11 protein-coding genes are annotated in these 12,486 nt (G+C 75.1%); 5 read left to right on the plus strand and 6 right to left on the minus strand.

Annotation, left to right across the window (positions count from 1 at the left end; genetic code table 11):
- Positions 1-61: 61 nt before the first annotated feature.
- Together uvrA and HL054_RS10250 are read right to left on the minus strand one after the other, a co-directional pair.
- Entirely contained in the window at positions 62-2,983 is a 2,922-nt protein-coding gene (uvrA, locus tag HL054_RS10245; protein WP_369138864.1) for an excinuclease ABC subunit UvrA, read from the minus strand.
- 200 nt (positions 2,984-3,183) lie between these two features.
- Complete coding sequence (locus HL054_RS10250; protein WP_369138865.1) at positions 3,184-4,641, minus strand: amidase; 1,458 nt, start codon at positions 4,639-4,641, stop codon at positions 3,184-3,186.
- 48 nt (positions 4,642-4,689) lie between these two features.
- On the opposite strand from HL054_RS10250, the gene HL054_RS10255 reads away from it, so the two are divergent.
- Both HL054_RS10255 and HL054_RS10260 read left to right on the plus strand, forming a co-directional pair.
- The gene (locus HL054_RS10255; RefSeq protein ID WP_369138866.1) at positions 4,690-5,358 is read left to right on the plus strand and encodes an MBL fold metallo-hydrolase; all 669 of its coding nucleotides are present in this window, start codon (positions 4,690-4,692) and stop codon (positions 5,356-5,358) included.
- A 45-nt stretch (positions 5,359-5,403) separates the two neighbouring features.
- Positions 5,404-5,784, plus strand: coding sequence for a VOC family protein (locus HL054_RS10260; RefSeq protein ID WP_369138867.1), 381 nt, complete (start codon positions 5,404-5,406; stop codon positions 5,782-5,784).
- A gap of 8 nt (positions 5,785-5,792) precedes the next feature.
- Here HL054_RS10260 and HL054_RS10265 read toward each other — a convergent pair whose 3' ends face one another.
- A complete protein-coding gene (locus HL054_RS10265) occupies positions 5,793-6,071 on the minus strand; it encodes a hypothetical protein (RefSeq protein ID WP_369138868.1) in 279 nt (92 codons plus the stop codon).
- Between the two features lie 149 nt (positions 6,072-6,220).
- On the opposite strand from HL054_RS10265, the gene HL054_RS10270 reads away from it, so the two are divergent.
- Positions 6,221-6,469 carry a hypothetical protein gene (locus HL054_RS10270; protein WP_369138869.1) on the plus strand — a complete coding sequence of 83 codons (249 nt, stop codon included), beginning with the start codon at positions 6,221-6,223 and terminating at the stop codon, positions 6,467-6,469.
- Between the two features lie 8 nt (positions 6,470-6,477).
- A complete protein-coding gene (locus tag HL054_RS10275) occupies positions 6,478-6,900 on the plus strand; it encodes a hypothetical protein (protein ID WP_369138871.1) in 423 nt (140 codons plus the stop codon).
- 3 nt (positions 6,901-6,903) lie between these two features.
- Here the strand turns inward: HL054_RS10275 and HL054_RS10280 are convergent, their stop codons facing one another.
- Both HL054_RS10280 and HL054_RS10285 read right to left on the minus strand, forming a co-directional pair.
- Positions 6,904-8,958, minus strand: a complete 2,055-nt coding sequence (locus tag HL054_RS10280) for a S9 family peptidase (protein WP_369138872.1) — start codon at positions 8,956-8,958, stop codon at positions 6,904-6,906.
- 47 nt (positions 8,959-9,005) lie between these two features.
- Entirely contained in the window at positions 9,006-10,343 is a 1,338-nt protein-coding gene (locus HL054_RS10285) for an MFS transporter (protein WP_369138873.1), read from the minus strand.
- An 83-nt stretch (positions 10,344-10,426) separates the two neighbouring features.
- Here HL054_RS10285 and HL054_RS10290 point away from each other — a divergent pair, with 83 nt between their 5' ends.
- The gene (locus HL054_RS10290) at positions 10,427-11,671 is read left to right on the plus strand and encodes a metal-dependent hydrolase family protein (protein ID WP_369138874.1); all 1,245 of its coding nucleotides are present in this window, start codon (positions 10,427-10,429) and stop codon (positions 11,669-11,671) included.
- Positions 11,672-11,680: 9 nt separating this feature from the next.
- Here the strand turns inward: HL054_RS10290 and HL054_RS10295 are convergent, their stop codons facing one another.
- Entirely contained in the window at positions 11,681-12,439 is a 759-nt protein-coding gene (locus tag HL054_RS10295; RefSeq protein WP_369138876.1) for an MIP/aquaporin family protein, read from the minus strand.
- Between the last annotated feature and the right edge of the window lie 47 nt (positions 12,440-12,486).

Consider the following 12,486-nt stretch of genomic DNA (forward strand, 5'->3'; position numbering starts at 1 on the left):
GCGTGCCGGCCGGCGAGGCGGTCAGCTGGCCTGCTCGGCGGTCAGCTGGCCTGCTCGGCGGTCAGCTGGCCTGCTCGGCGACCGCCGCGGCCAGGGCCGGCTTCTTGCGGGTGCGCTTCTTCGGTGCGGCGGCCGCGGCGACGGCGGCCGGGTCGAGGATCTGCGCGAGGAACTTCCCGGTGTGGCTCTCCGGCACCCCGGCGACGAACTCCGGGGTCCCCTCGGCCACCACCATGCCGCCGCGGAAGCCACCCTCGGGGCCCATGTCGATGAGCCAGTCGGCGCTCTTGATGACGTCGAGGTTGTGCTCGATGACGATGACCGAGTTGCCCTTGTCGACCAGGCCCTGGACGACCTTGAGGAGCTTGTTGATGTCCTCGAAGTGCAGCCCGGTCGTGGGCTCGTCGAGCACGTAGATCGTCCGGCCGTTGGAGCGCTTCTGCAGCTCGCTGGCGAGCTTGACGCGCTGCGCCTCGCCACCGGAGAGGGTGGTCGCCGGCTGGCCGAGGCGGACGTAGCCCAGCCCGACCTCGGTGAGCGTGCGCAGGTACCGGGAGATCGCCGGGATGGCCTCGAAGAAGTCCGCGGCCTCCTCGATCGGCATGTCCAGCACCTCGGCGACCGTCTTGCCCTTGTAGTGCACCTCGAGGGTCTCCCGGTTGAACCGGGCGCCCTTGCACACCTCGCAGGGGACGTAGACGTCGGGCAGGAAGTTCATCTCGATCTTCAGGGTGCCGTCGCCGGAGCAGGCCTCGCAGCGCCCGCCCTTGACGTTGAAGGAGAACCGGCCGGGCTGGTAGCCGCGGACCTTCGCCTCCGACGTGCTGGCGAACAGCTTGCGGACGTGGTCCCACACCCCGGTGTAGGTGGCCGGGTTGGACCGCGGGGTGCGGCCGATCGGCGACTGGTCGACGCCGACGACCTTGTCCAGCTGGTCCAGGCCGGTGATCGTGCGGTGCCGGCCGGGCACCATCCGGGCGCGGTTCAGCTCGTTGGCCAGGGTCGTGTAGAGGATGTCGTTGACCAGGCTGGACTTGCCCGAGCCGGAGACGCCGGTGACCGCGACCAAGACGCCGAGCGGGAACGCCACGTCGATGCCGCGCAGGGTGTTCTCCCGGGCGCCCTTGACCACGAGCTCGCGGCCCGGGGTGGGCACCCGCCGGTCCTTGGGGATGGTGATCTCCCGGCGGCCGGAGAGGTACTGGCCGGTGATGGACCGCTCGCTGGCGAGCAGGTCCTCGTAGGTGCCGCTGACCACCACCTCGCCGCCGTGCTCGCCGGCGCCGGGACCGATGTCGACGATCCAGTCGGCCTGCTTGATGGTGTCCTCGTCGTGCTCGACGACGATCAGCGTGTTCCCCATGTCGCGCAGCCGGACCAGCGTCTCGATCAGCCGGACGTTGTCCCGCTGGTGCAGCCCGATCGACGGCTCGTCGAGGACGTAGAGGACGCCGACCAGCCCGGACCCGATCTGGGTGGCCAGCCGGATGCGCTGCGCCTCACCACCGGCCAGCGTGGCGGCCGGACGGTCCAGGGACAGGTAGTCCAGGCCGACGGAGACCAGGAAGGAGAGCCGGGCCTGGATCTCGCGGAGCACCTGGACGGCGATCGCCCGCTCCCGCTCCCCCAGCTCCAGCGCGTTCAGCCACTCGGAGGCGTCGCCGATGGAGAGCCCGGTGACCTCGGCGATGGAGCGGCCGTTGAGCTTGACCGCGAGGATCTCCGGCTTGAGCCGGGTGCCGTGGCAGACGGGGCACGGGACGTCCCGCATGTAGCCCTCGTACTTGTCCTTCATGAACTCGCTGTCGGTGTCCTCGTGCCGGCGCTCGAGGAAGGGCAGGACGCCCTCGAAGGCGGCGTAGTAGCTGCGCTCGCGGCCGTAGCGGTTCTTGTAGCGGACGTGCACCTGGTCCGGGGACCCGTGCAGCACCGCCTTCTGCACCTTGGCCGGCAGCTGCTCCCACGGCGTCTTCATCGAGAAGCCCAGCATGTCGGCGAGCCCGCCGAGCAGCCGCTGGAAGTACTCGTTGCTCATCGACGTCGACCACGGGGCGATCGCGCCCTCGCCGAGGCTCTTCTGCGGGTCGGGCACGACGAGGTCGGGGTCGACCTCCTTGCGGGTGCCGATGCCGGTGCACTCGGGGCAGGCGCCGAACGGGGAGTTGAAGGAGAACGACCGCGGCTCCAGCGCCTCGAACGACAGGCCGTCGTCGATGCAGGCCAGGTGCTCGGAGAAGGTGCGCTCCCGGTGGGTGTCGCCCTCGGCGAGGTCGACGAAGTCGAGCACCACCAGCCCGCCGGCCAGGCCCAGCGCGGTCTCGACCGAGTCGGTGAGCCGGCGCTTGGCGCTGTCCTTGACGGTGAGCCGGTCGACGATCACCTCGATCGTGTGCTTCTCCTGCTTCTTGAGCTTCGGCGGCTCGGTCAGCGAGTGCACGGTGCCGTCGACCCGGACCCGGGAGAAGCCCTGGGTCTGCAGCGAGCTGAACAGGTCGACGTACTCGCCCTTGCGGGCCCGCACGACCGGGGCGAGCACCTGGAACCGGGTGCCTTCCTCCATGGCCAGCACCTGGTCGACGATCTGCTGCGGGGTCTGCCGCGAGATCGGCTTGCCGCAGTTCGGGCAGTGCGGCTGACCGGCGCGGGCGTAGAGCAGGCGCAGGTAGTCGTAGACCTCGGTGATCGTGCCGACGGTCGACCGCGGGTTGCGGTTGGTCGACTTCTGGTCGATCGACACCGCCGGGGACAGCCCCTCGATGAAGTCGACGTCCGGCTTGTCCATCTGGCCGAGGAACTGGCGGGCGTAGGCCGACAGCGACTCCACGTACCGGCGCTGGCCCTCGGCGAAGATCGTGTCGAAGGCCAGGCTGGACTTGCCCGAGCCGGAGAGCCCCGTGAACACGATCATCGCGTCGCGGGGCAGGTCGAGGTGGACGTCCTTGAGGTTGTGCTCGCGGGCGCCGCGGACGACGAGCCGGTCCATGTGATCCCTGTCGGTCGCAGTGGTTCGGGAGTGGTCGCTGCCCCGGGAGGCGGGGACCGGTGGTACGGGGCGGAGCGGGGGCCGTGGGTCGTGCATCCCCAGGTCGAACGGTGGGCCGGTGGGGGCGCTTCCCGGCGGTCGGTGTCGGCTCGGTCTCCCCGCCGCCCCGGGAGCTCGACGGTGACCGGCGACGGTGCCGGTCAGCCGGTCGGGACGCCGGCGGGCTCGGTGGGGTCGAAGACCGGTGCGTGCCGCCGCCAGGGCTGCCGGCGTTCCAGCTCTCCGGCCAGCCAGAGTAGTCGCGTCTCGGACCCTGCCGGTCCGACCAGCTGGACCGAGGTGGGCAGGCCCTCCCGCCCCGGCCCGGCGGGCAGCACCAGCGCCGGCAGCCCGGCCAGGTTCCAGGCCGAGACCCACGGCGCCCATCGGGCGTTCGCCGTGACGTTGGCCAGGAACCCGCGCTCGTGCCACGGCCGGGCGGCCAGCGGCAGCCCTGCCACCACCGGGGTGAGCAGCACGTCGACGTCGGCGAAGAAGCCGGTCATCCGCTCCCGGAAGGCCGCCGCGGTGCGCGGCCGGACCAGCCCGGCCCGGCGGACCCAGCGGCCCAGCCGCGCGTGCGTGCGGCTGCGGGGCTCCATCGCCGCGCGGTCCAGGTCGAGCGCCTCGGCGTCGGCGTCGGCGCCGGCCAGCCACCGGGCGACGGTGCCCAGGGCCGCGGCCGGGGTGACCACCGGCTCGGCGCGGACGACGGTGTGCCCGGCCGCCTCGAGCTCGGCGGCCACCGCGTCGACGGCCGACCGCCCGGCGGCGTCCAGCCGGGTGCCGGGCACCGGCGAGCGGGTGGAGACGGCGACCCGCAGCGGCCGCGCCGGGGCGACCGGGGCGACCACCGGCGTGCCGGCCAGGACCGCGAACCCGGTGGCGAGGTCGGCGACGGTGGTGGCCAGCACGCCGTTCTCCGCCATCCCCGACCAGCTGTCGGCGCCGATGCCGGCCGGGACGACCCCGGAGCCGGGCTTGAGGGTGACCAGGCCGCAGGCGGCGGCCGGCAGCCGCAGCGACCCCATGCCGTCGTTGCCGTGCGCCAGCGGGACGACCCCGGCGGCGACCGCGGCCGCGCTGCCGCCGCTGGACCCGGCGGAGGACCGGGCGGTGTCCCAGGGGTTGCGGGTGACGGTGCCGGGGCCGTCGGTCGCGGAGTAGAGGCACAGCTCGGGCACCCGGCTGATGCCGACGACCACGGCCCCCGCGGCCCGGAGGCGGGCGACGACGGGGTGGTCGGCGGAGGCCGGGGCCGGCCGGTGCGCCCGCGAGCCGTCGGTGGCGACCTCGCCGGCGACCGCGACGTTGTCCTTGACCGCGACCGGCACCCCGGCCAGCGGCAGCTCGGCGCGGTGCGGGGAGGCGTCGACGGCGGCCGCCTCGGCCAGCGCGGCCGCGGTGCGGACGACCCGGAAGGCCCCGATCCGCGCGTCCACGTCGGCCAGGTGGGCGAGGTGGGCACGCACCACGGCGACGGCCGACAGCCCGCCGGAGCGGACGCGGGCGGCGAGCTCGGTGGCCGGCACGCCGACGAGCGACCGGTCGACCGGGGTGCCGTCGTCCGGGAGTCCGGTCGAGGGGTCAGGGCGCGCGGAACCTGCACTAGCGTCCATGCGGTCGAACCTATCCGGGGGCGCCGACAGTTCTCAGATCGGAGCGGGATGAGCGGGCAGACGTACACCGGGGACGTGCAGGTCGGCGGGCCGGCCGAGGTCCGGGAACTCCCCGGGCTGACCATCCGGAAGCTGGCCGTGGGCGAGATGGCCAACAACGCCTACCTGCTCACCGACACCGCCACCGGCGAGGCCCTGCTGGTCGACGCGGCGGCCGAGCCCGAGGCGCTGCTCGGCCTGGTCGACGGGGCCGTCGTGCGCACCGTGGTCACCACCCACGGGCACTGGGACCACCACCGCGCCCTCCCCCAGGTCGTCGCGGCGACCGGGGCGGACACCGTCGCCCACCCGGCGGACGCCGCCGACCTCCCGGTGCCGGTGACCCGCCCCGTGCAGCACGGCGACACGGTGGCCGTGGGCGAGCAGGTGCTCGAGGTCGTCCACCTGCGCGGCCACACCCCGGGCTCCATCGCCCTGGTCTGGCGCGGCCCGGCGGGCGCGGGCACCCACGTGTTCACCGGCGACAGCCTGTTCCCCGGTGGCGTCGGGAACACCCAGCAGGACGCCGCCCGGTTCGCCAGTCTGCTCGACGACGTCGAGACCCGGCTGTTCGGCACGCTGCCCGACGACACCTGGGTGTACCCCGGCCACGGCCGGGACACGACCCTCGGCGCCGAGCGCCCGCACCTCGCGGAGTGGCGGGCCCGCGGCTGGTGAGCCGGCGGGCCCGGATCGTCGTACCCCGGCCCTAGCCTGCCGGGCATGACGTCACGGACCCCGATCACGCTCGGCGCGGTCAACGTCGAGGCCGACGACCCGCCCGCGCTGGCGCGCTTCTACGCAGCCCTGCTCGACACCGAGGTCGCTGGTGGCGAGGACGGCTACGCCTTCCTCGCGCCCCGCCCGGACGGCGGCTTCGCCATGTTCTTCCAGCGCCGCAGCGGCCCCCGCCCGGAGCACTCCGGGCAGCACCTGGACCTCACCGTCCCCTGGGGCAGCCGCGAGGCCGAGGCGGAGCGCGCCGTGTCGCTGGGCGCCGAGCACCGCTGGGACGTGCTCGACGAGGTGCCCTGGGTGCGGTGGACCACGCTGGCCGACCCCGAGGGCAACCTCTTCTGCCTCGCCGAGCACCCGCCGTCCTGACGGGGCGGTCAGTCCTCGAACAGCTCGACGAGCTCCTCCGCGGTCCCGGCGACGTGCAGCGGCACGACCGAGACGGTCCACTCGGGCCGGCGGTCGTCGAGGTCGATGGCCAGGTCCCAGGCCGCCCGGGCGGTGAGCGGACCGAAGCAGGCGTCGTCGCCGTCCTCACCGACCGCGATCTCGACCAGCCAGGTGTCGGACAGGTCGGCCGCGAGCTCCTCGAAGTCCGGGTCGGTGTCCTCGTCGGGCTCCGGAGCGTCGGCCTGGACCGGGTAGATGAGCGCCATGGCAGCACGCTAGACCCGCAGGGCGCCGCCGGGCGTCCCGGCGCGGGTCGCCGGTTCGCCGCGCATCGACCGGGTAGTGCACAACAAGTCGGCGGCCACCGTGCCGCCGTCCCTGCGGGACCCGAGCACCGACCGATCGAGGAGACCCCATGAGCATGACCAACAGCGACGCAGCGACCGGCGAGCGCGACATCAAGTCCCACGACACCACCAGCTTCGCCGACCTCGGCAAGGAGATGTGGGCGTACCTGACCGGCAAGGGCGCCGCCATCAACTACGAGTTCGTCGACATGACCGTCGAGGTCCCCCGGGAGACCGGCGCCGACGCCCCCCGCGCCACCTGGCGGCTCAACGGCACGCTGCGCATCACCACCGCCGAGAACGCCAGCAAGGGATGACCCCGGAGGTGACCCGCCTCGACGTGACCGCCGACCTGTCGATCGAGGTCGACGGCGCGCCCGTGCGGGTCACCGCCGAGAGCGGTGACCTGCACGTGGTCGCCGACGACGTCCGTGGCTTCGTACAGGGCCTGCGGTCGGCGGCCACCGCCCGCAACGGCACCCGTCCCGGCCGGGCCGACGTCGCCGACCTCGCCGGGGTGCTGGCCGACGCGGGGCTCACCGCCCGGCTGGACTCCCCGTCGCAGCACATCGTCACCGTGGGCGCCGGCGTCGACTCCGCGCTCGGTGGCCTGCTGCTCGGCACCCGGCTCGCGCAGCCCGACCCGGTCGGCATCGTCCGGGCGAGCGTCCGGGCGCGGACGGTCGGGACGACGCTCGCCGCGGGCCTGTTCGTGCTGGGCTACGCGGTGGTCCGCCGCCGCCGGTGACGCTCAGCCGACCCGGGTCGCCGCCACGGTGAGCCGGTCCGCCGGGCGCGCGTCGGCCGGCGGGCCCGCTGGCGCGGCGCCGGCCGGCAGCGCCCCGCGCGCCGAGCTGTTGCGGGCCGTCGGCAGCCAGCGGCCCCACCACCGGAGCACGTGCTCCAGCCGGGCCTGCCGGTGCTTCGGGCGCCCGGTCCGGGACAGCTCGTGCCCCTCGCCCGGGAACAGCAGCATCTCGGTCGGGACGCCGCGCCGCTTGAGCTCGACGTAGAGCCGGGTGCCCTGCTCCAGCGGGCAGCGCCAGTCCTCCTCCGAGTGGATCACCATCGTCGGCGTCGTGATCCGGTGCGCGTGCGCCAGCGGCGACTGGGCCGCGATCCGCTCCGGGTCGGTGCCGACGTACTCGTCGGCGAAGAAGAAGCCGATGTCGGACGAGCCGACGAAGCTGACCGGGTCGTTGAACGCCCGCTCGCTGATGCCGGCGGCGAACCGGTCGGTGCGGCCGAGCAGCAGCGTCGTCATGAAGCCGCCGTACGAGCCGCCCATGATCCCGACCCGGGACGCGTCCAGCGTGGGGTCCGCCAGGGCGTCGTCCAGGAACGCGAGCACGTCGTCGGCGTCCAGCTCGCCCATGTGCTCCTTGACCACCCGGCCGTGCGCCTGGCCGTAGCCGGAGGAGCCCCGCGGGTTGCACTGCACGACCGCGTACCCGGCCTCGACGTAGGCCTGCGTCTCGTCGAACAGCGTCCAGCCGTACTGGGAGAACGGCCCGCCGTGCACCGTGAGCAGCACCGGGTGCGGCCCGGGGCCGGGCGGCGTGGTGACCCAGCCGTGCACCGGGTAGCCGTCCGGCGCGATCGCCGTCCGGTCCCGCATCCGGTGCAGCCGGCCGGTGGCCTGCAGCGGGGCACCGAAGCCGGTGATCAGCCGGCGCCGGCCCGGGGTGACGGCGATCAGCTCACCGGCCGACCGGTCGTGCGCCACCGTGGCGACGACGACGCCACCGCCCACCCCGATGCCGCGGACCGTGTACGGCCCCTGGACCAGGGGCTCGGCGTCGCCCCCGGCGAGCGGCACGCGGAGCAGCTCGACCGCACCCCGGCGCTGGACGCCGACGAACGCCGCGCCGTCGGCGAGGACGGTGGCCGGGGTCTCGTCCCCGCGGTCGTGCCACTCCGGGTCGAGCACCGGCTCGACCGGGCCACCGGCGGCCGGCACCCGGCAGAGGGTGGTGTTCCGGCCGACGAAGTCCCGGCCCTCGGGCCCGAGGTCGGGCTGGGCGGTGAGGTAGATCGTGTCGCCGGCCGGGTCGTAGGCCGGGTGCGCGCACGCCGACCGGGACTCCGTGACCCGGCGCAGGCCGGTCCCGTCCGGCCGGACCGCGTACACGTCGGTGACCCGGTCGAGGTCGGCGCCCTCGTGCCGCGCGGAGACGAAGGCGAGCTCGGCGCCGTCCGGGCTCCAGGTGACGTCGGTGTCGTCGACGTCCCCACCGGTCACCTGGAACGGCTCGTCCAGCACCACCCCGTCGTCGGCGGCGTCGTCCGGCAGCGCGACGACGAACACGTGGCTGCGCCGGTCGGCGGTGAAGCCGAGGTCGTCCTGCCGGTAGCTGAGCGTGGTGATCAGCCGCGGCGGCTCGGCGGCCGGCGGGACGTCCTCGTCGGTGCCGTAGCGGCCGGCCTCCGGCACCCGGGCGGTGTACGCCAGCCGGCGGGAGTCCGGCGACCAGGCCGGTCCCCCGGCCCCGAGGGGGTGGTCGGTGAGCCGGCGGGCGGCTCCCCCACCGGTGGGCAGCACGTGCAGCTGGGGGCGGCCCGCCGGCTCCGCGGACAGGTAGGCCAGCCACCGGCCGTCGGGGGAGAACACCGGGGCCGAGTCGCGGTGGCCGTGGGTCAGCGGCCGGGCCGCCGCCGAGCCGTCGGTGGGCACCGTCCAGAGCTGGCTGCGGTACTCGTCGGCGGCCAGGTCGAGCCGGGAGACGGCGACGACGGCGGTCGCCCCGTCCGGCGAGACCGTCGGGACGCCGGGGGTGCGCAGCAGGGAGAGGTCGGTCGGCCGCATGACGGCACGCTAGCCCAGCGCCGTCCGCGTCCCGGTGCTGAGCCGCGCTAAGGGGCCACCGCACCCGGGTCGCGGCGTTCCGCCCGGATGCCGGGGACCAGCCCCAGCGCACCGACCAGCGGCAGCACGGCGAGGAGCAGCAGGCTCCGGTCCAGCCCGAGCACCTCCCCCGCGCCCCCGACCACGGCCGACCCCACGCCGCCGCCGACCAGGAAGACCAGGGTGGCGATGCCGAGGGCCACACCGCGCACTTCGACCGGGACCGCGCCACCCACCGCGGCCATCAGCGCCGGCTGGCCGAGCCCGAAGGCGAAGGTCACCAGGACGACGGCGGACACCAGCCACGGCGCCGAGCCGGCGGTGGCGCCGAGGGCGGCCACCAGCAGCGCGACCGTGGCGGTGACCCCGGAGATGGCCAGCGACCGTGCGGGGCCCAGCCGCGCCAGCAGCGGGCCGGCCAGCCGCGGCGCGAGGAACCCGGTGAGCGCGCTGGGCAGCAGCGCGAGTCCGATGTGCAGCGGCGTCCACCCCTCGCCGGCCAGCACGGCGGGGACGGCGATCAGCAGCGCGAACCACGCGGCCGGGACGGCCGAGGCGGCCAGCGCGCTGCGCACCACCACCGGCTCCCGCACGACGGCCCGGGGCAGGAAACCCTCCGGCCGGCGGCGCACCCGCGCGGCGACCGCCGGGACCCCCAGCCCCAGCAGCGCGGCGCCGACCGTGGCGATGACCACGCCGGACGAGGGGGACTGGATGAGGAGCACCAGGCCGGCGGCGGTGCCGGCGACCAGGACCGCGCCCAGCACGTCCAGCCGGGCACCTGTCCCGGTGGTGGGGACCGATCGCCACAGCACGGGCACCAGCAGCAGCCCGAGCGCGGGCAGCACCACGACCGCCCGCCAGCCCGCCACGTCGGCGACCAGCCCGCCGGCCAGCGGTCCGAGCGCGCTGACCGCCGCGGTGGTCCCGGCCACCTTCCCGAGCGCCGTGGTCCGCACCGTCCCCTCGTACCGGGCGCTGACGATCGCCATGCCGAGCACCGGGACGGCGGCCGCGCCCATGCCCTGCAGCAGGCGGGCACCCAGCAGCACCGGGTAGCTGGGCGCCAGGCCGCCGAGCACCGCGCCGGCGGTCATCAGGCCGACGCCGACGACCAGCGGCAGCCGGATGCCGGCGAGGTCGGCGACCCGGCCGTAGACCGCGGTCGCCACCGCCAGCATCAGCGCGTAGAGGCTGATCACCCAGGACACGCCACCGGTGGTCAGGTCGAGGTCGGCCGCGATGGCCGGCAGGGTGACCGCGACCGCCGCACTGCCCATGGCGGCCAGGCCGAAGAGGAGGCCGACCAGGCCGGCGATGCGGCCGGCGTCGGTCGGGGAGGCCATGGGCGCCAGCCAACCAGGCGCACGTCCGCACCGCCCGGCCGCCTTGTCCTGAGCGGCGCTAACGAGGCGGTTAGGGTGCGGAGATGACGCGACGGGTGTTCACCGGTGGGCAGGTCCTCGACGGCACCGGGAGCCCCGCGGCCCCCGCCGACGTGGCGGTGGAGGACGGCCTCCTCGTCGAGGTCGGCACCGGCCTGGACGGCGACGAGGTCGTCGACTGCACCGGCGCCAGCGTGCTGCCGGGGCTGTTCGACTGCCACGTGCACGTGATGCTGAGCGGCGTCGACACGCTGCGGCACCTGCAGACCCCGTTCAGCTACGGCTTCTACGAGGCCGTGCACAACCTGCGCCGCACCCTGGCCCTGGGCATCACCAACGTCCGGGACGCCGGCGGTGCCGACCTGGGGGTCGCCGAGGCGGTGCGCAACGGCCTGGTCGCCGGCCCCCGGATGCAGATCGCGATCAGCATGCTGTCCCAGACCGGTGGGCACGGCGACGGCTGGCACGTCTGCGGCGCCGAGGTCCCGCTGATGGGCCCGCACCCCGGCCGGCCGGACACCGTCGTCGACGGCCCCGACGAGATGCGCCGCACCGTGCGCGAGCTGTTCCGCGCCGGCGCCGACGTCATCAAGGTGGCCACCAGCGGCGGCGTCCTCTCCGCCCGGGACGACCCGCGGCACCCGCACTTCCGCCCGGCCGAGCTCGACGTGCTGGTCGAGGAGGCCGAGGCGGCGGGCGCGTTCGTGATGGCGCACGCGCAGGGCGCGGAGGGCATCAAGGCCGCCGTCCGCGCGGGCATCCGGTCCATCGAGCACGGGATCTACCTGGACGACGAGGCGATCGAGCTGATGCTGGCGCGCGGCACCTGGCTGGTGCCGACGCTGGCCGCACCCCGCGCGGTGCTGACCGCGGTGGCCAACGGCGCCTCGCTGCCCGCCGCGGTCGTCGAGAAGGCCCGCACCGTCCAGGCGGTGCACGATGCCTCGGTGTCCCGGGCGATCGCGGCCGGGGTCAAGGTGGCGATGGGCACCGACAGCGGCGTCGGCCCGCACGGCGACAACCTGTCCGAGCTCGGCCTGATGGCCGGCTGCGGGATGCGCCCCGAGCAGGCCTGGCACGCGGCCACGCTGTCGGCCGCCGAGCTGCTCGGCGTGGCCGACCAGCTGGGCAGCCTGGAGCCCGGCAAGCGCGCCGACGTCGTCGTCCTGGACGGCGACGCCGGCGACCTCACCGGGCTGGCGGGCCGGGTGCGCGAGGTGTGGCGGGACGGCGAGCTGGTCGCCGTCGGTGGCGCCACGGTCGAGGCAGGGACGGTCCCCCCGCGCTGAGCCGCGGGCTCAGGACCGGGCAGCCCCCGCGTCCTCGTCCTGCGCCGGGTCCTGCCCCAGGGAGAGGAACCCGGCGTACAGCAGCGCGGCCAGCACGCCGCCGACCAGCGGGCCGAGGACGTACGCCCACACGCCGTCGAACTCACCGGCGACGAGCATCGGGCCGAGCGCCCGGGCGGGGTTGACCGCACCCCCGGACAGCGGCCCGGCGACCAGCACGCAGACCGCCAGGGTGACGCCGACGGCCAGCCCGGCCGACGCCTTGGCGACCCGGCTGTCGGTGGCCACCGACACGATGACCAGCACCAGGAAGAAGGTCACGACCGCCTCGATCACGAACACCGTGAGGGTGCTGACCCCGCCACCGGGCAGGGTGGCGGCCAGCGAGGCGTCGTCCCGGGCGGCGTCGCCGTAGGTCAGCCACACGGTCAGGCTGGCCAGGACGGCGCCGAGGAGCTGGCTGACCACGTAGGTGGGCACGTACCGCCACGGGAAGGCCCCGCTCACCGCGAGGGCGACCGTGACCGCCGGGTTGAGGTGGGCCCCCGAGACGTGCCCGAGGGCGTTGACCAGCGCGACCAGCGCGAGGCCGAACGCCAGCGCGATGGCCAGCGAGTCGGCGGTCCCACCGGCGATCGGCTGGTCCAGCAGGGCGGCGACGGCGACCGAGGTGCCGGCCAGGACGAGCAGGTAGGTGCCGATCGCCTCGGTGATCGCCACGCGCGGGATGTTCTGGGTGGTGCTGCTGCCATAGAGGCCGGCGGGCATGTCTTCTCGTTCCCCCGTGGAGACGCCCGCCGCTTGCTCAGCGGGCC

Source organism: Modestobacter versicolor (assembly GCF_041028285.1).
GTDB lineage: Bacteria > Actinomycetota > Actinomycetes > Mycobacteriales > Geodermatophilaceae > Modestobacter > Modestobacter versicolor_A.

What these genes read in the sequence shown, in the direction of transcription:
- HL054_RS10285 (WP_369138873.1), bottom strand. Translation starts at nt 10,343, where the DNA reads ATGGCCTCCCCGACCGACGCCGGCCGCATCGCCGGCCTGGTCGGCCTC.
- HL054_RS10295 (WP_369138876.1), bottom strand. Translation starts at nt 12,439, where the DNA reads ATGCCCGCCGGCCTCTATGGCAGCAGCACCACCCAGAACATCCCGCGC.
- HL054_RS10250 (WP_369138865.1), bottom strand. Translation starts at nt 4,641, where the DNA reads ATGGACGCTAGTGCAGGTTCCGCGCGCCCTGACCCCTCGACCGGACTC.
- HL054_RS10265 (WP_369138868.1), bottom strand. Translation starts at nt 6,071, where the DNA reads ATGGCGCTCATCTACCCGGTCCAGGCCGACGCTCCGGAGCCCGACGAG.
- HL054_RS10270 (WP_369138869.1), top strand. Translation starts at nt 6,221, where the DNA reads ATGAGCATGACCAACAGCGACGCAGCGACCGGCGAGCGCGACATCAAG.
- HL054_RS10255 (WP_369138866.1), top strand. Translation starts at nt 4,690, where the DNA reads ATGAGCGGGCAGACGTACACCGGGGACGTGCAGGTCGGCGGGCCGGCC.
- HL054_RS10290 (WP_369138874.1), top strand. Translation starts at nt 10,427, where the DNA reads ATGACGCGACGGGTGTTCACCGGTGGGCAGGTCCTCGACGGCACCGGG.
- uvrA (WP_369138864.1), bottom strand. Translation starts at nt 2,983, where the DNA reads ATGGACCGGCTCGTCGTCCGCGGCGCCCGCGAGCACAACCTCAAGGAC.
- HL054_RS10280 (WP_369138872.1), bottom strand. Translation starts at nt 8,958, where the DNA reads ATGCGGCCGACCGACCTCTCCCTGCTGCGCACCCCCGGCGTCCCGACG.
- HL054_RS10260 (WP_369138867.1), top strand. Translation starts at nt 5,404, where the DNA reads ATGACGTCACGGACCCCGATCACGCTCGGCGCGGTCAACGTCGAGGCC.